At 46.7% G+C, this 21,384-nt stretch carries 18 protein-coding genes; 9 read left to right on the forward strand and 9 right to left on the reverse strand.

The window, feature by feature from the left end; translation table 11 throughout:
• The 4 genes from ACO6UY_RS14785 to ACO6UY_RS14800 form a co-directional block, all read right to left on the reverse strand.
• Positions 1-4,876 (reverse strand): filamentous hemagglutinin N-terminal domain-containing protein (locus ACO6UY_RS14785; RefSeq protein ID WP_422490419.1); only part of this gene is annotated, 4,876 nt, incomplete at its 3' end.
• A gap of 42 nt (positions 4,877-4,918) precedes the next feature.
• Positions 4,919-5,473, reverse strand: coding sequence for a toxin-activating lysine-acyltransferase (locus ACO6UY_RS14790; RefSeq protein ID WP_422463662.1), 555 nt, complete (start codon positions 5,471-5,473; stop codon positions 4,919-4,921).
• Position 5,474: 1 nt separating this feature from the next.
• Positions 5,475-7,106, reverse strand: a complete 1,632-nt coding sequence (locus ACO6UY_RS14795; RefSeq protein WP_422490421.1) for a ShlB/FhaC/HecB family hemolysin secretion/activation protein — start codon at positions 7,104-7,106, stop codon at positions 5,475-5,477.
• 583 nt (positions 7,107-7,689) lie between these two features.
• A complete protein-coding gene (locus tag ACO6UY_RS14800) occupies positions 7,690-8,904 on the reverse strand; it encodes a hypothetical protein (RefSeq protein WP_422490423.1) in 1,215 nt (404 codons plus the stop codon).
• Between the two features lie 93 nt (positions 8,905-8,997).
• On the opposite strand from ACO6UY_RS14800, the gene ACO6UY_RS14805 reads away from it, so the two are divergent.
• From ACO6UY_RS14805 to ACO6UY_RS14815, 3 genes are read left to right on the forward strand one after another with little or no spacing between them, the layout of a single operon-like run.
• Positions 8,998-9,168, forward strand: a complete 171-nt coding sequence (locus ACO6UY_RS14805; protein ID WP_422443951.1) for a hypothetical protein — start codon at positions 8,998-9,000, stop codon at positions 9,166-9,168.
• A 2-nt stretch (positions 9,169-9,170) separates the two neighbouring features.
• Positions 9,171-9,356: a DUF2256 domain-containing protein gene (locus ACO6UY_RS14810; protein WP_422443949.1), complete on the forward strand. Its 186-nt coding sequence runs from the start codon at positions 9,171-9,173 to the stop codon at positions 9,354-9,356.
• Entirely contained in the window at positions 9,343-10,905 is a 1,563-nt protein-coding gene (locus ACO6UY_RS14815; protein WP_422490425.1) for a cryptochrome/photolyase family protein, read from the forward strand. Before ACO6UY_RS14810 ends, ACO6UY_RS14815 begins: the two co-directional genes overlap by 14 nt.
• A gap of 315 nt (positions 10,906-11,220) precedes the next feature.
• Here ACO6UY_RS14815 and ACO6UY_RS14820 read toward each other — a convergent pair whose 3' ends face one another.
• From ACO6UY_RS14820 to ACO6UY_RS14830, 3 genes are all read right to left on the reverse strand, one after another.
• The gene (locus ACO6UY_RS14820; protein ID WP_422443945.1) at positions 11,221-11,577 is read right to left on the reverse strand and encodes a hypothetical protein; all 357 of its coding nucleotides are present in this window, start codon (positions 11,575-11,577) and stop codon (positions 11,221-11,223) included.
• Positions 11,578-11,697: 120 nt separating this feature from the next.
• Positions 11,698-12,036, reverse strand: coding sequence for a high-potential iron-sulfur protein (locus ACO6UY_RS14825; RefSeq protein ID WP_101746178.1), 339 nt, complete (start codon positions 12,034-12,036; stop codon positions 11,698-11,700).
• Between the two features lie 104 nt (positions 12,037-12,140).
• On the reverse strand, positions 12,141-12,467 hold the full coding sequence (locus ACO6UY_RS14830) for a EutN/CcmL family microcompartment protein (RefSeq protein WP_422462596.1): 327 nt from the start codon (positions 12,465-12,467) through the stop codon (positions 12,141-12,143).
• A gap of 28 nt (positions 12,468-12,495) precedes the next feature.
• On the opposite strand from ACO6UY_RS14830, the gene ACO6UY_RS14835 reads away from it, so the two are divergent.
• Positions 12,496-12,726 (forward strand): hypothetical protein, encoded by a 231-nt coding sequence (locus ACO6UY_RS14835; protein WP_422443943.1) that lies wholly within the window; start codon positions 12,496-12,498, stop codon positions 12,724-12,726.
• A 133-nt stretch (positions 12,727-12,859) separates the two neighbouring features.
• Here the strand turns inward: ACO6UY_RS14835 and ACO6UY_RS14840 are convergent, their stop codons facing one another.
• Positions 12,860-13,735: a protein kinase domain-containing protein gene (locus ACO6UY_RS14840; RefSeq protein ID WP_422443941.1), complete on the reverse strand. Its 876-nt coding sequence runs from the start codon at positions 13,733-13,735 to the stop codon at positions 12,860-12,862.
• Between the two features lie 189 nt (positions 13,736-13,924).
• Positions 13,925-14,467 carry a nuclear transport factor 2 family protein gene (locus ACO6UY_RS14845; RefSeq protein ID WP_422443939.1) on the reverse strand — a complete coding sequence of 181 codons (543 nt, stop codon included), beginning with the start codon at positions 14,465-14,467 and terminating at the stop codon, positions 13,925-13,927.
• A 149-nt stretch (positions 14,468-14,616) separates the two neighbouring features.
• Between ACO6UY_RS14845 and ACO6UY_RS14850 the strand changes: the two genes are divergently transcribed.
• The 5 genes from ACO6UY_RS14850 (at position 14,617) to ACO6UY_RS14870 (ending at position 21,383) form a co-directional block, all read left to right on the forward strand.
• Positions 14,617-15,024 carry a winged helix-turn-helix transcriptional regulator gene (locus ACO6UY_RS14850; RefSeq protein ID WP_422490426.1) on the forward strand — a complete coding sequence of 136 codons (408 nt, stop codon included), beginning with the start codon at positions 14,617-14,619 and terminating at the stop codon, positions 15,022-15,024.
• A gap of 224 nt (positions 15,025-15,248) precedes the next feature.
• On the forward strand, positions 15,249-17,033 hold the full coding sequence (locus tag ACO6UY_RS14855; RefSeq protein WP_422490428.1) for a hypothetical protein: 1,785 nt from the start codon (positions 15,249-15,251) through the stop codon (positions 17,031-17,033).
• A 251-nt stretch (positions 17,034-17,284) separates the two neighbouring features.
• Positions 17,285-17,551: a hypothetical protein gene (locus ACO6UY_RS14860; protein ID WP_422462538.1), complete on the forward strand. Its 267-nt coding sequence runs from the start codon at positions 17,285-17,287 to the stop codon at positions 17,549-17,551.
• A gap of 250 nt (positions 17,552-17,801) precedes the next feature.
• Positions 17,802-19,469 carry a hypothetical protein gene (locus ACO6UY_RS14865; protein ID WP_422490430.1) on the forward strand — a complete coding sequence of 556 codons (1,668 nt, stop codon included), beginning with the start codon at positions 17,802-17,804 and terminating at the stop codon, positions 19,467-19,469.
• A 171-nt stretch (positions 19,470-19,640) separates the two neighbouring features.
• Entirely contained in the window at positions 19,641-21,383 is a 1,743-nt protein-coding gene (locus ACO6UY_RS14870; RefSeq protein WP_422466533.1) for an ankyrin repeat domain-containing protein, read from the forward strand.
• Position 21,384: the final 1 nt, after the last annotated feature.

Genomic DNA, 21,384 nt, shown 5'->3' on the forward strand with positions numbered 1-21,384 from the left:
TGAGGTTGATATTGCCACCGGAGACCATGGCGGATTGTTGCGCTTCACTGCTGGTGCGTTTGGTAGTGCTGCTTTGCTGGCTGGAACCCAGGCTGATACTGATGCCCACACCGGCCGCATCGGCGGCACCTTCTGCTGTGGTAGCCTGAGAGGCTGCCACGGCACCATCGTAGGCTTGTTTGGCTGAGAGCGCGGCGGTAGCACCTGCCAATACCTTCAGGCGACTGTTGTCGATGTCTTCACCCAGCTCTTTCATCCGTTCTGCGGTTTGTAAGGCCGTCAGCACTGAGCTGGTGACACTCAGGGTCACACCGGTCTGTTTGAAGCTTTGTTCTTCTACGGTGCTGTTTTTGTTGTGGCCTGCCTCGACGATAATATTTTTAGCATCGACAGAGATATCCCCGGCCGGTGTATTAACGTCACTAGCCGTCTGGCGATATTCATTGCTGGCCACCATGGTTACATTGCCTTCTATGGAACCCACGGTGGAGCCACTTAACGTGGTGGATGTTTGCAGGGTATCGAGAGTTTGCTGCTGTGAACCTATCGTGACGCCAGTGCCGCCGCCACTGAACAGGCCGCTTTTCTTTTTATCTTCAAGGTTCTGTTGTTGCTGGGTGTTTTTTGCGGCTTCAAGAACAATATTGTTTGCCTGAAGGGTGGTGTCGCCGGTGGCAACGGCACTGCTGCCCCGGAAGGCCAGGTTGTTAGCGGCCTGCAAATCCAGAGATTCGGCACTGAGGTTTGAGCCGATTGCCTGATCCTGATTCAGGGTATCCCGGGTGGTTACGGTGGTTTTTGAGAACATACCGTTACTGCCGGTATGCTTGTGCGCCTCATCCACAAAGACGGTGGCTCGGCCCTCTTTGAAGGTGAGGTCATTGCCTGTAGCGATCGAAGCATTGCCGCTACTACTGGTGATATTGGCGGCAGTGGCGGCAAAGTCTCTGCCTGCTGTGATTTCTATATCATTGGTCACATTAACCTGGCTGCCAATCTCACGACTATGGGCGTCTTTTCGCCAGTTGTCGCTGTCCCATACGATGGACATATCAGACGACTCAGTCACTGTACCCAGAGTAATGTCATTATTAGCCGTTAACCGGGTGTCACCATTGTCACTCTCATTACCCAGATAGGAAGCGATCAGGTTCAGATCATTCCCGGCAGAAGCCAGTAGTAGGCCATCACTGTCGCCCGATACGTAGATACTCGCCACCCGACTGATGGAAGTGTTGGAACCCTGTTCGTTACTGCTGGAGCGGAGGGTGCTGACGCTATTGATATCCTGCCCGGCATCCAGCGTCAGGCGTTGTTCTGCAGTGATGGTGCCGCCCAGATTGTTGATGTTGTCTCTGGCGGTCAGGGTGGCTTCACCACCGGCAATACGACCACCGTTGTTATTAATGTTGTCCGCCGTGATCTCTGCGCTGGTTCGCCCGCTGATGGTGCCGCTGTTCAGCAGGTTGTTATTCAGTTCCAGTTTCAGGTTATCAGCGGCCAGCAGTGAGCCTGTAGGCGACAGGTCATTCTCCTGAACCCGCATATAGACTTTAGGCACCAGCACCTGCTGCTGGCTGCCATCCGCCAGAGTGACGGTTTCTTCCACCAACCAGACAATGTCGCTGCTGAGCTGTGAAATCTGGGCATCACTGAGGGCAATACCAGGCCTGAGCTGTACTTCTTCGGCGAAGGTTGCTCCCGATAGCATCAACTGGCGATATTGATCTTCATCACTGGCATAGCCTTCCAGAAAACGCTGGCCGGTCAGCTGTGCCACCTGCTCACGAATCAGTTTCTGTTCGTAAAAGCCATCACCCAGGCGCATTTGAGTGGTGGCCGGGTCGTATTTGGCCTGTTCCAACAGGAAGTCGGAGCTGAGCCACTGTTTGCGGTTGGTGAATTGAGGGTCTGTTTGTACCAGAAAGTTGGCAGCAGGGTTGGGGGAGACGATGAAAAGACTATTATCCGGTAGCAATACAAGTCCACCGCTTGTGGGAGATGTTGCGGTTTCTGTTACCTGATGGTCTCCACGGTCATCCACAGTCGTACCACTGCCCGTAGGTTTTGTGTTGCCTTCATAACGGGTGGGTGAGAGGCTGATATCTTCAATTTTTGTGGCGGGGTTATATCCGGAAACGGACCTGCCCTGATCATCGGTGCCTTTCTGCTTGTCTCGCCAGTAATTGGTAACTTTACCGGAGTCACTGATTAGACGCTGCCCCGGTACATCGGTATTGGTCAGGCTTCCAACGACACCTGTCAGGTCACCACCGGCCTGGATAATACTCAAATCGTTTAAGAGTGTATCCACATTCAGGGTGATAGCACCACTGGCCAGTAATTGACCCGGGTCAGACGATAGAACGACATCTTCCATGACGATGCGCTGGTATTCATACAGGTTGAAGTTGTCTCTGGTGCCAGTGGGCGTGACCAGGTGCAGTACTTCATCACGGTAGGTGGATATCTGATCAGGCGTATAACGTTGTGACTGACCAGAAAGCTGATACTCCTTAATTTGCTCCCGGCTGATCTCTCTTTGTTCGGTACTGAAATGTTCGTTGGTGTTATTCAGGGTAGTTACATTGATCGTAAGGTCGTTCAGGGATTCAATGGTTGCACTTTTGTTATCGATGAGTGTGGCTTTTCCGGTAGAATTGCCACTGCCATCAAGCTCCCCTCCAATGCTTAAATCGCCAAGGCTTAAAATAAGTGCATGTTCGCGGTTGGTGAGGGTATAAGTACCAATATTCATCGACTGTCGTGCAGCAATAACAGCAGAGTGATTGTCTTCTTCACGGTTGATAAGAGTGTGCGTACTCAGCTGAACCTGATCGCCGTAGATTCTACCGGTACCGATATTCTGTAACTGTCGTGAAGAGAGATAAGTGGTGACCCCATCAATCAGACCGTAGTTAATAACTGTACCGGTTGCAGTGATGCGGGTTTCTTGGGCACTGATCTCACCTTGTGCACTATTGGTCAGGTTTTCTGCCGTCAGGTTCAAGCCTGATCCAGCCAGTAGTTGACCCTGGTTGGTCAACAGACCACTGCTGGTGAGTGTGAGATTGCCCGTCGCTTGAATAATGCCGGTTTGAATCAGGTCGGCACCAAGATCCAGTGAGAGATCTCCTTGAGATAGCATACGACCATCACCACTGAAGGTGCCGGTACGGAGGTTAAGGTTCTGGTTGGCAATCAGGGTACCACCGGTATTGGTGAAAGATTGTTGATTGCCGAGGTTGAAAAACGCCCGACTGATCTGAAAGGCGTCAGCTATCGTGAGATCACCGCTGCTGGAAATAAGACCATCACTGTTATCAATAACATGACTCGCCGTGATATCGGTATTTCCAGATGATTGAATACGACCTTGCTGGTTGTTTAATGTTTTCGTGTTGAGGGTAACTTCAGACCCGGAGATCCCCTGATCGCCAGATTGTGTACCGCTATTGTCGATGAGATCGGCCTGAATATTCAGAACATTGCCAGAACGGATTGAACCCATTTGGTTGTTGATACGGGCACTGTCAATGTCCAGGGAGTCGCTGGCATTGATCTCACCAGAAATATTGCTCAGGTCTTTTGAACCTGTGTTAATGCTCAGGGTACCTGCCTGAATTAATCCGTTGTCGTTTAAAAAGTCCCCTGTACTGGCGGTCAACTGCCTGGCCGATTCAATTCGTCCCTGATTGTTGGTGAGCTGGCCAGAGGTGGTCAAGGTCAGGTCACCACTGGTGGATGCTATGGTTCCAGAGTTGTTATTGATTGAGTGGCTGTTCAGGTTTAACTCATTGGTGGCAGCCAGAACCCCATTCTGATTATTAATGGCTCCACTGCTTGAGATAGAGAGCGAGGTATGTGCTGTGATGCTTCCACGGTTGACCAGTTGGCCGTCAGCGGTGAGCTCAACATTGCCTGCACTGGCGCCAATGGTGCCGGCATTGCGCACTCCGACACCATTTTCTGTGGCTTTTAGCGTAATTTTTCCGGCATACATGCCGCCGAGGCTGGCGACGTCAATGGAGTAATCAGGCTTACCCGCGATAGATGACAGACGTTCAATGGTCTGTCGGCGGCTATTAACCCGTTGTGTACCGGTTTGAATAGCGAGATCATTGGCCCAGACGCCCGCATTCACTTTTACGGCCCGGGCAATGAGGTCAGTATAATCGGAAGACCGGTCATTCAGCCCCTGGCCAGTAATTTCTATATTTCCACCAGTCACCCGGTAACCGGACAATTGCCCATTATTGAATTCTGGCGTTCCGGTGGTCAGTGTGGATCGGGTGGCATTAATAAAACCACAACCGTCGCAGGATAACCCCGCCGGGTTGGCAATCACCACTTCTGCCCGTCGACCGGCCACTTCCACAAAGCCATTGAGCAGGCTGGGATTGCTGGAGTTTACTTCATTCAAAATGACACGGGCAGACCCGCCAGCCATTAACGGGTTGCCCTGCACCCAACCGGCCAGCTGGGTTTGCACATTATTATGAGCATTATTGAGAATGGCACCCTTGGCGTTAACATCGAACTGGCTGTACTGGTTCCTGGAAACGCCCTGGCCGCTGGGAGTTTGAATGTTAACCACCGGCACTCCCGCAGCAGATGAGGTGACGATGGGTTGCTGGTTACCCGGAGCATTGCTATCTGCAATAATCTGGGCATGAACTGGGGCGTGCCATAGCATGCTGAGCATGAAAACCAGTGCCCCGGCTTTCAGCTGACCTGCAAACAAAGAGGGAGCAGCGTTACTGGGTGTTGATGAGCGAGTACCTGGTGCTTTGCAACTGCTTTTGGCGAGTTCGCCCACAACCATTAACTGACCACGGGCTTTGTTGAAGATGATTCGGTAGAGGTGCTTGTTCATATCCTTATGCCACGTGTTTTTATAATTTGAAAATTATTGTCCTTAGCGCAGATCACCGATTTTTAAATACCTGCAATTTGCTGGTATGTGTTTTAACGGGTGTAAATCTGACCATTGCCGTGCGTCAGTCAGCGACATATTTCGCCCTCTGAACTCTTTGATGAGCATGCCAGAACGTTCGTGGTTATGGTAAAGGTGTCGCCAGCAATGATTGCCCAGCAGGGTTTTGCTCATGAATTGTGAGTGGCGTTTCAGTTCACTAAATGGAGCAACTACATCCAATATCCACAGCCGTTCTCCACACAACCAGTCTTCAGCAGGCATACGCACCGGGTTTTGGTTGATGTATCGCTGCTCTGCAGCTTCATCAAACAGTGCCCAGGAGAGAAAGAAAACTGGTTTGCCAGCGTCAACGCCCAGTACAAACTGTTGCGTCTTCAATACGGGCAACAGTAAGCGGGGGAGGGTATTCAAGGGCAGGTTCTGGTGTGCTTTGGAGTGCATCCATAACCAGGTAATGGAGCCAAGCACTTCGGCTTCATTGAACGAACAGTGGTTCAGTTGTGGTGCAATGTAAACCAGGCCATCCTTGCTCATGTCAAAGACTCCAGTTCAGGTTAAAGCCAAGCGTCATACCAGGGGTTTCAAAACCATCGGGCTTATCCAATGGCATGCCTGCAAAGGTGTCGTAGGCGATACCAAACAAAGAGCCCCTTAAGCCAAGGACTGTCCCCGCCAGTTGATGACCAAGCAGATTTTCAACTGATGGGCCACTGACTCGGCCATAATCCAGACCTAGATACAGTTCCTGTCGTGTATTGGGCAGGTGCCAGCCCAGGTCATTTCGTATCAGCCATCCCCGCTCTGAAGAGAGTGTGGCTTCACCATCGAAACCCCGCACGGTGTATCGGTTACCGATAGAAAATCGATCCTGTGGTACCAGAGGGGTTTTGTTCCACTGGCCACGGTAACCCAGGGAGTAGCTGAACTGGTGTCCGGAATAGGTGAAGGGAACTTGTAAGCCGGCATTTAAAGTAATCAAGGTAAAACGGGAGGTCCCTTCGTTAAAGGCTTCTTCCGGTGCGGGCATGGTATCAAAGGCACCCGTTCCCCGGCGATAGGCCGCTGAGACATTGAGAACGTTCTGACCAATAAACGCCTGATGCTGAATATCCGCAGCCCATCCTGCGGTGCGGCGGCGTTGAACCAATACTTCGGTGTCGTCTATGTAATTGCTGGAGCGCTTAGTCCATCCTTCAACGCCCAGGGTAAGCTTCTGGGTCGCATCTCGATAGAGCAATCGTGAAAGCTTGGCGCTGCCAGTTTCGCTGTCACCACGGTAGATATAATCGGTTGTGGCACCAGCGACGGTCTGATGATACTCACTCTTGCCGAAAGAAAAACTCAGTGTCCAATACCCCACGGGAATCATGTAATACAGTGAGTAGCCTTCTGTTCCATAGTCTCTTGAATCGCCACCGCCCAGATCATTGGAGAATGAGGCATAGAACAGATCATTCAACAGGAAGGGATTGTCGACAGAGAGAGTGGCAGATCCCTGGTAGCGACCTGTCGCTTCACTGCCGGAATCATCAGCGGAGAGACTGAATCGAAGCGGTTGCCTTTGCTTCCATAAGACGACCAGGTCACTTTCTCCCGGTTGTGCTCCCGGCACAATCTGGATATCCGCTTCTGCAGTGGGCAGGCGTCGTAAGTTCTCCAGGGCTTGTTCAATGTCTCGCAGGTTCAATAAGTCTCCGGGCGATGCTGGGAATGCTGTCCATAGATTGGTGCCGCGCTGGGAAAAATTATCGAAACGGATAGATTTGATGCGGCCTGGCACTATGAATAATTCAAGCTCACCATTATTTAGGTCTTGAGGCTTCGCCAGCACCCGGGTAGTTACATAGCCTTTTTTGATAATGGCATTCTGGATACGTTTCATGATCAGGTTGACGCCCTGGCCACCAAGACAGCGGCCAAGGGCCTCGTCACCCGGCTGATCCGCAGCGGAAAGAGCCCACTGGAACTGATCTGCTTCATCACCGGTTAAACGGATAATGTCGATCATGAAACAGTTGGTTTCTTCAGGTAAGGATTCAGCGACGGCCTGTGGAATTTGCAGGCGAACATCCGGTTCAGGGATTTGTTGTTTACGAATTACCTCTTCACGCTCTTGCTGGCGCTGGATTTCATTGGTGGGGTTAGGAGTATTAGCGTAGCCTGACATTGGTAAAGGAATCATAGCCGACAGAATCAAGAGATGTACTGCTCGATTGCAAACTCGCTTCAACAACTCATCCCTAAAAGACAACGTCAACTCCAGTATGAACTTTTATTTATTTTTGTGATTCGATTCTACATATAATACAAGCGACGTGTAAAGTGGTTGCCGGTTTAATGAGGCACTATTCTAATTAAGGCCTGACCGAGAAAGAAGCGATTGAATTAAGTACTGTGCTTCAGTACAACCTGAGCAAATTTTTGGGTGCCCTTTATTTTCTTGATTACCCGCGTGGTAGTGGTGTTGATAGCTCAGCATGGGATCTGAAAGCCCTGGGTCAGGTGGAAGTCGTGCCTTTTGAAAGGGGGGGGGATCTAACAGGTTTCGGGGATAACCGGCATACGGCGATATATCCATTGGGATAGCAGTTTTCGCAATGTAAGTATTTGAAATAGAACCGGTTAAATGAGAGATTAGTTTTAGTTAGCGACTCTGACCAGCTTGTTAATGAAAAATTCAAACGGGGTAGAGCCTGTCAACGATCACGAGATCAAATATAATCACTTTCAGTCAGTAGCCAATTCTACAGTCAACTTTTCTTGATCTGTTCTCTCCGTTCTTCGACCATCCGGTCACCTGCCCGGCGTAAAGTGACCGAGTAGACGGTGAAGACTCTTTTTTTTCTCAAATCGTCCGTGTCAACGTATTCCTCTTCCTCCGCGTTAAAGGTAATGACTGTTTCATTGTCACGGCTGAAGTCCCAGGTTGGCACAGTGTACTCTGCAAGGAGTGGATAAAAGTAGCGTTCTGATTTCAGCATTCTGAAGCCTTCTTCAGGATTGGAGAAATCAAAAAACTGCAGCGCTACACTACTACTGTAACGCGGAAACTGTCCATTGACGGCCAGCGTATTCCCATCGGGACTGGGAATGGCCTGGCCCCAGCAAAAATTAAGCAAATTGAAATGATCGCCCCGTTGTGGGTAATGTATTCCAGTGGATAGATTGACCAGAAGCGTTGAATATACTGACTTACCCGTCAAAACCCAGTCCTGGTTCTTGCACTGAAAGAAATTGTGTACTGGGTTCAAGCCATGCCGAATGAGATCCACCAGGACCTGACCGTCACTGCACCGTGTTATTTTGATGCGGCTGTGGCTTGTTTCCTCCCGATCATCTCTTATGACCGGAAGGTAAAAACCTGACTCCAGTTGATATTTCTGATCCAGCCGCGTTACCGTTGCCAAGGGTAAGTATGAATACAACCGGGAGCGCGCCCTTTGATCGGCTTCATCAAACCTTTTCTGGTTCAGTTCGATCCATCGGGTATCCTTCCAGCATGCGTCGGTGTGCCTGTGGTCGCAGCCTCTATGATCCAGTCCGGTTGCCTCTGACTCAGGGCCTGAGGCCGTGGCATCTGAACCGGTCCCACGAATATTTTTTGCTGCTGTCTGGGCGGGTTGCAGAGATTGGTCTTCGCCTTCACAGCACGTTACTGAAGCAGCATTAGCAGGCACACTCAGGATTTCGGATGCGGGCAGGGGCAATGAATGTGACGGGTTGAGTTGTTGCCTGCAGTCAGCCTCGGACACTGTCGTAATCCGAGAGTCTCCCAGCATTTTGTTGACATCACCACCCTCAGGTAGTTCAAGTCCAGAATCAAGCCATCCGGTTGTCCCGCCGTCAGTGCTGGTGATACGGTGGGGACCAAATCCTGCAGAGCAGGGATTTGCCGCCGCGTCAGGTATCGGCTGAGTATTGTTCGGGGTATGACCGCAAAAGTTGGGACTCAGAGGATTAGACATCAATTGTCCTCAATTTTTGATTTATTAAAAGAGATTGAGAATGTCTGGCCAGGCAGCCATCATAGCCAGATCACGAATTGTCCAGTCAAGTTTATGAATCCTGATCTGTCAATGCCTCTGCCGGTGAATATGATGTTTCTGTGGTATAACAATGCCCTGACTTTTACTGAATACCCGGTGTTGAGTTGCCTTGAATATTCTTTGGACATGGAGAGTAACGATGAGGTTGTTCTGAGCCGGACCGGTCAATTTAACGTAAAGTAGGCATGAAGCACTCTCAAAGAGCAAGAACTGCTGACAACAAGGTTGATCGAACCGCACAAAAGCAATGTCCCGTCTGCCATCGTCCTTTTACCTGGCGAAAAAAGTGGGAGCGCTGTTGGGAGGAGGTTCGCTACTGTTCAAGGCGCTGCCGATCTCAACGAAACCGGGTGATTGATGAAAAACAATAAACACTACTCTACCCTAAGGCTGATTCTTGGAGACCAGCTCAACGCCCGCCATAGCTGGTTCAGCAAGCAGGATGACGAGTGTATTTATGTGATTGCCGAACTGCTTCAGGAAACCGGTTACGTTAAGCACCATGTACAAAAAATCTGTGGCTTCTTTCTCGCCATGGAACAATTTGCCACGGCATTGCAGAAAGCGGGGCATCAGGTTCTGCATTTGACGCTGGATGAAACCAAAGACTTTGCCGACCTGCCATCATTGATTCTTCACCTGTGCCAGCAATATGCAGTGACCCGTTTTGAATACCAGAGGCCTGATGAATACCGTTTGCTGGCACAGTTAAGAGATTTTGAACCCGATAAAGCCCTCTTTAAAAAAGAGTGGGATACCGAACACTTTCTGGTTCCGTTTGAGGCGCTTGGCAAACGGTTCAAGCCCGGTAAGCCCGGCAGAATGGAAACGTTCTACCGAAAGATGCGCCAGCAGCATAATGTCCTGATGCATGATGGCCAGCCGGAAGGCGGGCAATGGAATTATGATGCAGATAATCGCTGTAAGCTCAAAGCTGCTGATATTGATGCGATCCCGGAACCCTTAATGTTTGCCAGTTCAACCGCGTCAGTACTGGAGCGGCTGAAACGCCATAAGGTACAGAGCTTTGGTGATATTAGCACTCATCTGCTCTGGCCGATTACACGCCAGCAGTCATTAACATTACTCAATTATTTCTGCACCCATTGCTTGCCGCATTTTGGTCAGTTCCAGGATGCCATGACCGCGAACAGTGACCATCAGTGGAGTCTTTACCATTCCCGGCTCTCCTTTGCCCTGAATACCAAAATGCTCCACCCGAAACAGGTGATCGATAAGGCGATCAGCGCCTGGCGGGAAAACCCTGAAGCGATTTCACTGGCGCAAATAGAAGGCTTTGTCCGTCAGATCCTGGGGTGGCGTGAATATATTCGGGGTGTCTACTGGAGCAATATGCCGGACTACGAGTCCATGAACTACCTGAAAGCGACCAGCGATCTGCCTGATTGGTTCTGGACCGGTCAGACACAAATGAACTGTATGCGCCATGCCATTACTCAGTCATTGCAGTATGCCTATGCGCATCATATTCAGCGGTTGATGATTACCGGCAACTTCTGCCTGCTGGCGGGTATTGATCCTGATCAGGTCGACCAGTGGTACCTGGGCATTTATATCGATGCGATTCAGTGGGTAGAGCTGCCCAATACCCGGGGCATGTCGCAGTATGCCGACGGCGGCATGGTGGCATCAAAACCCTATGCAGGCAGTGGTAATTATGTGCAGAAAATGAGTGACTATTGCCCAGGCTGTGTTTACCAGGTGAAGGAAAAAGAGACAGAAAGTGCCTGCCCTTTAAACAGTCTTTACTGGCATTTTATGGAGAAACACCGGGAGATGTTGCAGAGCAATCCACGGACCGCCCTGGTTTATAAAGGGTGGGACAAAAAGGGCTCAGCGGACAGGAATGCCATCCTGAAGCGGGCCCGGTGGTGTATTAATCATCTGAACGCGCTGTAAACATTTGATAGCCTGATAGAGCCGCCGCTGAGGGAGGCTTATCGGTAGGGTATTGTTGGGCAATGGAGTGAAGGACCCAAGAGCGTGGGAACCAGATCCTGGTTAGGAGCTGTCCTGAAATAATTTCCACATTTCTGAGTTTCAAAACTACGTTCGTCCTGAGTGCTGAGCTTGTCGAAGTATCGAAGGGCGTGAACTCCGGCCTCATGTATTGTGCCAATCACCCTTCGATACTTCGACAAGCTCAGCACTCAGGATGAACGGAGATCGAGTCCAAAATGTGGAAATTATTTCGGGGCAATTCCTTACTACAGATCATGGCTTGAGGTGGTTCATAATAATGGCGAGTGTCTCTTCAACCTTGTCAAACCGGTTATCAATGTTATTGAGTCGGTTATCAATGTTATCGAGTCGGCTTTCAATCTTGTCGAGCCTGCTTTCAACTCTATCGAGTCGGTTTTCAACCGTATCCAGACGATTTTCAATCCTGTTGAAGCGTTCACGGTTTTCCAGCTGGTGGGCATCCACCTTTTTGTTGAGTGTTTCGATCGCTATTTCTTGCCGCACACTGTGCAGGAACAGTTTTTTAATATCATTCTGTGAGTTTTTAACGCTGATCTCTATTTGATGAATAGCATTCCAGAGCGCATCACTGTCTTTATCGTGGTTCATAAGGACAACTTCTGATTATTTTTGATGCGTTGAGAATAGCAGAGAATTACCTCGTTCCCGGGTTTCTTTGAAGGAACGAGGGTGTGGGTATTAGTGGTGTTCTTTACTAACTCAACAGCATCAGGCAGGTTTTGGCACCCAGGCTTTACACCATCCTTCCGGTTCTACGGAGTTTGCCGGAAAAAGCCTGCAACCCTGGTTATCCGGGGTATAGAGCGCGCAATTCTCACACTTTCGTCCTTCCTGGTAGCCATCTATGGATTTAGCGTCTGCCTGTGTCTTCTTATAGGAAAGCCCTATTGCGGTAGGGTTGGACTCATCAAGTGCGGGGAGCGCATCAGCCCGGGCCTGGCGGCTGGGAATATTAAGAAGGGGAATAAGCGCGGAGGCTGCGGCCAGTTGTAAAAACCGACGCCGGGTGGGGCCACGCTTTTCAGAATCGAATGGTTTTTCAGACATGGGAGTACCTCATCGTACTTTTATGTTTTTTAAACCTGATAGTATCAAGGTTTAAAACTTTTCTGTTTATACGAGTAGGTATATCTCACGGATCATGGGGGAAATCAATCAGAAACGAAGTCGTGCAGGTTTTGTCGGGTAATCAGGCGGCTCACCTCCATATTATCGACAATGCCAACAATCGCTGCGTCAACCGGGCCTTCGCAAGGGTTTATAGCTTTTCGGGCAGCACCACCTCTGGCGACCAGGACGAGGTCACCTATGCCGACACCAACGGTATCAACGGCAACCAGTGACTGGCCGATTTCCTGCTCGCAGGGATTGATCAGCTCAACGATCATTAATTTGAAGCCACTGAGACCATCCTGCTTGGTGCTATCTAATGAAGAAGCCCATAAGCGCCGACCTTTTATAGATTTTCTCTCAAAGATTTTCTATATTCCAAGGGGTTTTCAAAGAATGGATGCATCTGTAAATGGAACGCCAAGTTTTATTGCTTCTTCAGTAAAAGATAAATTCAAAACTGGAAGTGGTTCAGATACGCTTGAAATATTAATCACTTACTCAAGCATAATCTTAAATCAGAGCACTTCTGCTGAACGCTATTTTATACAGGATGAATGTCTCCCGATCACTGCATTACAGCAGTCCGGTGTTAACCCGTTCATTGTCAAACAGATATTTCAATAATCTTGGGCTGCCATAACTGGCAGCAAGATGAAAACAAAGTAATTTGAACCACGATGCTACGTGATCTATATGGCTCATAGTGTGAAAGGAGCAGAGTCATAAAGCTCTGCTCTATCCCGGTTATAAGGCAGCATCAAATCATACGCATTGGCTTTAACGATGGTGGTTTTTCAAAGGGTGAGGATCTACCTTCTAACTCTAATATGTATTCATTTAATTCACTAAAGCTTGTTTTTAACTCAAACATCTTTAAAATAATTTCCGTTTCACGTCTTGTTAGAACACTCTGCCAATTATTTTTGCTTAATAATGGAGTGGAGGTATTGGCTTCACGACAAAAAGGTTGACATACTGCTCTCTGATTTGCAGATTGGATTGCTTTGCACTTATGAGAAAATTTTGATGCTATTTTATAAAGTATGTAAGAAAGTGACCTTATTCTTTCTGGATCACTATCTATTTTTATTTTATTATTAAAATCTGATATTTTGAAATGACAATCTTTAGAAAAATACAGTGTATTAGAATCATCTAGATCCACATAATCTATAAGGTCTTTCTCTCTTATATATAAATATCCTGCGATAATGTTTTTGAAAATGTGAGCAATTTGATCAGGTTTCAGGGTGATAGAGTCTATACCAAATAAACCTATCATGTCAGCCAAGTCACAGTCAGCCAACTCTAATGCGATATTATATGGATAATATGAGGTTGCTGTGTCCTGAAAACCTAAAAGACGTACTATGTTTGTATGGGGGTTAAGTTGTTTCAAACATTCAACTTCATAGCATCCTATATCTTTTTTCGTTCTTTTTATTGCAATATATTCATCGGCATCCTGTTTTTTAGCAACAAAGCACTTGCCATTTGCTCCTGAGCCGATTAAATGCATCACCTTGTAATTTGAAAATTTAAATTCGAGTGCTTGACTTTCCTGGGAAGTATTAACTTCTCTACTGCTTCCAATGGGTGATTTTGCTATCGCTAGTGAGCTCTGGGCTTGCATATATTTACCTGTATTACAGCAAATGGAAAAATGACTTTTCTAGTCAAGAGATGGATAAATTTCTACCTGCCAATTTACGAAAGTACTCCGAGTGAAATTCTTATAACAACAACTTCTTCGTGTGGACTGCGCCGAACAAGCGGGGGTAGGTACTTAATGTGCAACAGTAAGCACCTATATAATGTAAAATCAGAAGACGCCGTTATTGTTCTTAATATCGCCACCGTTAATTAGAGAGTAAAGTCGCATAAAGCCGTCCAGTGCTTGAATTGAGTCCCAGTGCTCAACGATCCTGCCATTTTCAAGCCGCCAAGTATCAACAATATTCATTCCTTTTTTATCATTACCCCTGTCTTCTTTCTTCAAAGTAGCATGTGAGTGAAAAATTACGTAATTACCATCAACATAAATATGCTTCACGTCATAGGTGTAATCGGGATAATCCTCAACAAACTCTTTTAAAAAGCCAACCAGGCCAGTGACTTTATCAGGTAAATTACGATTGTGTTGAACATACGAGCTATCGTTATACTTCTCGAGAATGTAATCAAAATTATGGTTATTCATCAGATTTTGTACGAAGTCCGTAATTAAAGTAGCATTAGCCAACTCTTGCTCTGTCCAATCATTTTTTTGTAAAGATTGCAGGTTTATAATCAACTCGTCTGCATTACCCGCAGGTGCAGTAAGACTTACCAACAGTAGCAGAGTTGATGCAATGGTCTTCCACATATAGTGCTCCTTCCAATGTCGTTGGTTGTTCAGCATGTTATTTGAATATCATGGTATATATTAGTAACCTGCTCTACAAGAAGGTACCAAAATGTCATCTAGGCACATTTTGGTAACCCTCTGACCTATCTTGGCAAAAGGGCTGTGGTATGACTGTAAAATGCGAAAACAGAGATAAAGACAAAAAGCGGGTATTTTATAACACCGAAGACTGTCCTATTCGTAATGTTGTGGCTCAGATAGGCGACAAATGGTCAGTACTCATTTTATTTGCACTGGTCGAGGGTCCTGACAGGTTTAACTCTATTAAATACAGAGTAGTAGGCATCTCACAGCGTATGCTTACTCAAACACTCCGAGACCTTGAGCGAGAAGGTTATGTTACCAGAACTGTATACCCTGAAGTGCCAGTAAGAGTAGAGTACGAGGTTACCAGAATGGGCAAAGATTTAGTAAAACCCCTGTATCAGTTGGTTTCCTGGGCGGAAAAGCATCATGATAAAATAAAGCGTTCGCGCAAAGTCTATGATGCTAAAGTTAATGTCTCAAGCTATTAATGTTCAAAATGCAATAAAAGATGGGACTTATTAATGAACGTCCAAATACACGGACTTGCTGCATTCTCGTACACACGGAACAAGGAGCGTGATGACCAGGGTTCAATGGTAATAGCCTTTGCAAGAGCTGTGATGGCGATATCGATTGGAATAAAAATACAGGGAACCTGGTTGAAGAAAACAGGTCAAACAAACACGTTGACATTGAACTCAGGTATTTCAATATGAACACATTATCAGGAACACTGAATCGTGATACACCAATGCCTGAATTTGAACGTGTCTATCCGTATCCACCGGCTCTGATTCTGGATCCTTCCAAGCAAAAAAAGTTTGCCTGTTTATATTCAGAGCCAAGGCCACATATTCTTTCCGATCCTTATCAGCTGCCATGCGGACACATTATTTGTAAGCCATGCATAGAAAAAAATATTAAAGACAGAGAGATAACCTGCCCCCTGGCTGAATGTAACAGCCGCATAAATATAAAAGATATTTTTGTCGATGCAGCTTATGCGAGGGAGATCAATGGTCTTATTGTCGAGTGCCTGGAACCACAATGCAGCTGGAAAGGGGAGTTTCAAAATTATCAGAAAGTTCATGTCTATAACTGTAATGGACCAACATCAAAAAAGTATCTGACAGAAGAAATAAAATACTTAAAAGAGCGATATAAACACAACATAAAAATACAGCCTGAAAGTAACACTGATTCAGACGCCTTAAAGGAAGAACTGGAGAATACGATTCAGGAAAATAAGAGGCTGACAGAGCAAGTCCAGTCACAAAGCCAGAAAATCAAATTACTTGATGTGGAATTGGAAACAGCTAAATCTGAGAATTGCTCATTGTCAACCGTCATAAGCACAATTGTTAATGACCAACAATTGTCCGTACGTTCCGGATATGACAGCCATACCTCCAACATCGAAACGAAAGCCGGACCGCCGAAGGTCAAAATGGATAATGTATCAAAGGTGGTTCCACCGGCAACTGTCGCTCAACCATCTGCATCAGCAGGAGTTGGGGATGTTGTCTATTCATGGCAATTTGATCATGCTGAAAACTTAAATAAAACGGGTGGGGTAATACAGAAGAGTGAGCCATTCCAAATCAACAACCATACCTTTCAGTTGTTATTAGTGAAACAAAGTCATGAATACCTGTCTTTGTATGTTCGTGTGATCAACGGAGGCAATGATGGCAAAGCCGAATGGCCCTGCAGTGAATCCATGAAATTTATTATGAAAGATCACAGCAAACATAAGAAAGACATTATAAGGACGATTCATCTATCAAGAGCTCCGGGTGAGTGCCGAAGATCCCCGGGGAAGACCCCACATCCTCTCGTAGGCTTTAAAGAATTTTGCAGTCTGTCCAGTTTACAACCCCCGAAGTGGGATTATCAATCCTGCTATTTGGATTCCAATAGCGAAACAACGATAGATGTGCTGTCAGCCGCTCAGATTAAACCCAATTTTTTAAATTCACCATACGACGTGATCGAAGGTAGCGGCCTGATCAGCTGGCCCATCCGAAATTGCAAACAATTAGTTAACGGTACCCGACACAGTGATCATGTATTACATAGCCCGGTTTTTTATACGTCAGATGAAGGATACTGCTTCAAACTCATTCTGGATTTCGAAGGTACCTACCAATCAAATCATACCAGGGCGACAGTTTGTGCACAGGTTATGCCAGGCAAGCATGACGAAAAACTGACCTGGCCGGTATCCGGAGGAATAAAGGTTTCACTACTGGATAGAAGACATACCATCGAAGACCATCAAAAAAAGGACATATCAACTGTTATACCAGTGAACTCGAAAAATAGAGTGGTACAAGTTCAATCTTGTTATGACGAACATCAAGCACGAACGGTAACTGTAGATTTCTTTACTTTAATGATGCTTAAATCGGATCAAAAGGATCTTGGCAAACCTATTTATAAATTTAATGATGAGATTGTCATAAGGGCCGAGTATATTCCGTTTGGACTTGAGTAGTCGAATGCTCAAATGCCCGAGGGTCTTTGAAAGCTGTATTTCCATACTTGCAAAGATTGAACCATTCAATGATTCAACGGTCAATATTATCAACTCAGTTTCTCGTTGACTGCCGGAGGCTGGTAAAACACGGAAATCTACAGTGTATTATTATCCAGCAGTCAGGTTCAGAAAAATGACTACTCCGCTTTGTTGGTTATTTTATAGAGAAACTGTAAACCTCCAGAAACCCAATCAAAGAGTCCATTGATATGCAACCTCAAAATAATAACGTTTACAGTTTTGATATTATCTATCCAGGTGTTGGCAAGCCCGAATTAGTTGGCGCTGCTGCTGGTGGTGTTATTGGTTGCTGTGCAGGGTATGCGGTTGAAGGGTGTATGATAGGTGCATTCCTGGCCAAATTATATGGAGATTCTCTGAGCGAACCTTATCGGATAAATACAGGAGGAATAGGATACAGCAACAGAACCATAACTCTGCACATGCCAACCATACAACGTATAAACAGAGACTAATTGAAGATAAAAATTGGGTGTTGTCAGGGCCTGTTGCTGCTTCGCTGCGTGCTCAGCTTTAACGATATTAAATATTTGCGGCAAGTATTAGAAAAACATCTATTTTACTGCCATAACCCATGGATTGGTTAGCCTTTGGCGACTGACCAGAAAGGCGCTCAATAATCAACAGTCCTGTTCTGGTAACTGCACATCATGCCATGGGTATATTTGCATGGAGGGATGATCTGTCTATCCAAAAGGTTATCAAATGAAAATTGATTCTTCCTTACCAAACGCATTCAACCCTCAAACCATGGCCGCACAAACCTCTAAGAAGGCAGGTCTCAGTGTTTGCCAGGGGTATATCCTGTGTGGGAATGATTTGGCGCAGAAGCATGAACACAAACCGATCGTTGACTATCAGGTAAGGCAACTTGCCGGTGTTGCCCTGAAGGCAGGCACAATTTTGATGCGCCGTGCGGCAGGTTTTGCTTTCAGCGAGGTGATGAATTCACCCTATGTTGGTGCTGTGGCACCGGGGCTAAAACAATCAATGCTGTTTTTTGCGGCTTTGTATAATCAGCAGCAGATGGCTCAAGCGGCATCCAGATCCAGTCAATTTCACTCAACCTTACCTGCAACAACTACCCCTGTAACTACTGCTATCGATACGGAATTGACACCCTCAACCTTTACAACTCCTGGCCAAACCAAAACGCCAGAAGCAATAACAGCTTCCGTTCAAACCCCGACATCCAGCCAAACAACAACGTCTGCACAAACAACGACGTCTGCACAAACAACAACGCCAGAAGCAATGACAGCTTCTGCCTCTCCCCCGACGCCCGACCCAACCACAGAGCCTCAGGCGGCATGCGCAGATGATCAATTCACCTGTGACAATGGCGAGTGCATCGGTAAGGAGCATCAATGTGATGGAAGTAAGGGAGTGCGTTATATGGATTGTGAGGATGGCTCCGATGAAGACTACTGCACACCGGATGTATGTAACCAATTAAAGCGGTTTATTTGTGCTGACGGCACCAAATGTATTTCGTTAAGGTTTCAATGTAGTGGACTTTCTGGTGCGAACACGCAATGTGATGATGGCTCCCATCTAGATAACTGCACAGAGGATGTATGCAGCAAGTTAGGGCGGTTTATTTGCAATAACGGTGAATGTCTTCCTTCCTATGTTATATGCGATGGAGATTACGATTGTGCTGATCACTCGGATGAGCGGGGGTGCAGTACTTTTACAACACCAGCACAAACCACAATACCCGAACAACTCACAACGTCGGAACAATTCACAACGCCCGAACAACTCACAACGTCGGAACAATTCACAACGCCCGAACAACTCACAACGTCGGAACAATTCACAACGCCTGAACAACTCACAACGCCCGAACAACTCACAACGTCGGAACAACTCACAACGTCGGAACAATTCACAACGTCGGAACAATTCACAACGCCCGAACAACTCACAACGTCGGAACAACTCACAACGCCCGAACAACTCACAACGTCGGAACAATTCACAACACCGGAACAACTCACAACACCGGAACAACTCACAACGTCGGAACAATTCACAACCCCCACACAAACCATTCTTGAAACCAGTTCTAACTATACAGAATTTGAACACCCGACAGACACCTCCAGCGAACTCTCAGCCTATGCCTTGTTCGCTATACCCGCTGTCTTGGCAGTGGGAGTCGGCTCGTATGCCCTTTGTGCCTACGCAAGCTATAAGGCCATTAAGCGGGCTGTTCCGACATTACCAGCAGGGCAAGCGTTATCACGATCACTCTGGCATCCCTTGTCTTTCCGGCAGTCCCAACAGCAATTGGCGGCTGTAGCAGCCCCATCAATTGGCTCTGATAAAACAAAGGAAGTACTTGAAATGCAGCAGAAACTTGTTTAGCAGGAAAAATCAGAATGAGTCAGTAAACAGGAAAGACTTGATTATTCCCGTTTTTATACCAGACTCGGCTTCTGGTCATATTCGGGAGACAGCCAGTATTTTTTTAACGGACTTTTATGAGTGAACATTTTTAAATGAAATGTATAAAAAACGCACTTTAAAATATTTACTATGACTTCCGTCACTCCTGAACATCTCAAGTTATTCACGCCCACTGCTTCATCCGTTCTGGTCTGTCACCACCTGTCCATGCAGCCTTGCACTGCCGAGGTATTCAATGGTCGTCAGTTGGTCGTGTGCGAGAACCCCAATACACGACTCATCCGTTCCTCTGATTGTCGATGCGATACGCTGTTTCGTGATGATGCTGACATTCAGGAATTAGATACGTTGTTACAGAACCGGAGTGTTGATATTCATGCGAAAAAAGCCCGGTATATAACCCGGACTTCAGCGTTTGGGCCCCGAGAGATGGTGTATTGGCGTTCTCCGCTGAAAGAACTTAACCCAAATATACTGGAGCAACTGCAATGGTATCTGAGTAAAGAGGGGGTTGATATCAATCAGCCCATCAACCAGGCGCAGCAAACCCTGTTGCATCAGTTCTGTAAAGCGAGCTGTCTCTATCACAGGGAGCCGGAAACGCTGCACCCTGTGCATCCTGATACGGTGGTGAAATTGCTTTTGAGCCGTGGGGCCTCACTGCTTCCTGATCGCGCTGGTAACACACCATTACACCTCGCCTGCAATGTTGGAGCTACCCCGGAGCTTTTGGAAATATTGCTGGAAAAGGTCAATGGCAGCCCGGAAATCCTTGATGCAGTTAACAACGACAGGAAAACAGCCCTGTCCGAGGCGCTCAGTTCATCAGCATGGGTTGGTATAGCGGTGCTTCTGTTGCGCTCGGGAGCCAGTATCGGTGACGCCGACAACAGGTATCATTACAGTCCGCTTCATGCAATGATCGAAAATCAACAGCTTACCAGTGAAAAACTGTACTTCCTTACCCGCTATGGGTTAGATATCAATAACTGCTTCAGTGAAGGCATACTCCCTTTCAATGAGTTTGTCAGGGATATGTATTACTGTAACTTCTACTTTGATTCCGATGTACTTCTTTACCTGTTAAAGGAAGGGCTGGCCCTGAACCGCCTCGATCGTTATGGTCAGTCCCTGCTTTCCATGTGTTTCGATGTTTTTGCCGGAAATATCGATTATTATCGAAAGCTTGAATTGTGTGCTTTTGTCTTGAAAGCTGCCTATAAATACCATTTTCCAGGAAATATTGATGCTCTGAAAGGCGCGGTTTCGGATGCATTAATGGAAAAACACGCAAAGGATATCTGTAAACTGTTAACAAGTTTTTCGGATGTTTTTTATCTCATTGATAACACCGTCGAAATCATTGCCAGCAACTTGAGTAAGCAAAATAAAAAGAAATTGGAAGGGTGGTTGAAACAAGTCAGAGATATTTATCCTCCGGATAGGAGCCTTCGTCCTTTTGTCTACCAGCCCTGTGAACATTTTGCGCACTCTTGTAAAAATTCTTTCATGCGTCATATGGACGCTGTTTACAATGCGGCAAGCACCGATTTTGCCGGGGTTGGGTTACTGGAATCAGATCTGGATTATTTTGAATCATTAGCACTAGAGCTAGAGATTAATGAGAAATCTGATTGTGATGATACTGAAGACCATCAGGACAATCATTCAGTACGATATTCAGATATTCATTTATATGACTGGCTTTTTGACTGTCGGTTTGCAGCATTACGTCAACTGCTTTTGTCACATAAAGAAATTCATAAGACTATCAGTCAGTATAAAAACAAGCTCGTGGGTGAATTATCCATTGACAATAAAGAGAAACTTGATCAATTGCTCAGGGAGACTACCTTGGTTGGTGAGTGTTAAG

Source organism: Endozoicomonas sp. ALE010 (assembly GCF_049310165.1).
GTDB lineage: Bacteria > Pseudomonadota > Gammaproteobacteria > Pseudomonadales > Endozoicomonadaceae > Endozoicomonas.

Coding starts and splice junctions, on each gene's coding strand:
- ACO6UY_RS14795 (WP_422490421.1), bottom strand. CDS start 7,106: ATGTCAGGCTACGCTAATACTCCTAACCCCACCAATGAAATCCAGCGC.
- ACO6UY_RS14850 (WP_422490426.1), top strand. CDS start 14,617: ATGACTGTAAAATGCGAAAACAGAGATAAAGACAAAAAGCGGGTATTT.
- ACO6UY_RS14820 (WP_422443945.1), bottom strand. CDS start 11,577: ATGAACCACGATAAAGACAGTGATGCGCTCTGGAATGCTATTCATCAA.
- ACO6UY_RS14855 (WP_422490428.1), top strand. CDS start 15,249: ATGAACACATTATCAGGAACACTGAATCGTGATACACCAATGCCTGAA.
- ACO6UY_RS14790 (WP_422463662.1), bottom strand. CDS start 5,473: ATGAGCAAGGATGGCCTGGTTTACATTGCACCACAACTGAACCACTGT.
- ACO6UY_RS14810 (WP_422443949.1), top strand. CDS start 9,171: ATGAAGCACTCTCAAAGAGCAAGAACTGCTGACAACAAGGTTGATCGA.
- ACO6UY_RS14860 (WP_422462538.1), top strand. CDS start 17,285: ATGCAACCTCAAAATAATAACGTTTACAGTTTTGATATTATCTATCCA.
- ACO6UY_RS14845 (WP_422443939.1), bottom strand. CDS start 14,467: ATGTGGAAGACCATTGCATCAACTCTGCTACTGTTGGTAAGTCTTACT.
- ACO6UY_RS14870 (WP_422466533.1), top strand. CDS start 19,641: ATGACTTCCGTCACTCCTGAACATCTCAAGTTATTCACGCCCACTGCT.
- ACO6UY_RS14840 (WP_422443941.1), bottom strand. CDS start 13,735: ATGCAAGCCCAGAGCTCACTAGCGATAGCAAAATCACCCATTGGAAGC.
- ACO6UY_RS14815 (WP_422490425.1), top strand. CDS start 9,343: ATGAAAAACAATAAACACTACTCTACCCTAAGGCTGATTCTTGGAGAC.
- ACO6UY_RS14835 (WP_422443943.1), top strand. CDS start 12,496: ATGGATGCATCTGTAAATGGAACGCCAAGTTTTATTGCTTCTTCAGTA.
- ACO6UY_RS14825 (WP_101746178.1), bottom strand. CDS start 12,036: ATGTCTGAAAAACCATTCGATTCTGAAAAGCGTGGCCCCACCCGGCGT.
- ACO6UY_RS14800 (WP_422490423.1), bottom strand. CDS start 8,904: ATGTCTAATCCTCTGAGTCCCAACTTTTGCGGTCATACCCCGAACAAT.
- ACO6UY_RS14865 (WP_422490430.1), top strand. CDS start 17,802: ATGAAAATTGATTCTTCCTTACCAAACGCATTCAACCCTCAAACCATG.
- ACO6UY_RS14805 (WP_422443951.1), top strand. CDS start 8,998: ATGAATCCTGATCTGTCAATGCCTCTGCCGGTGAATATGATGTTTCTG.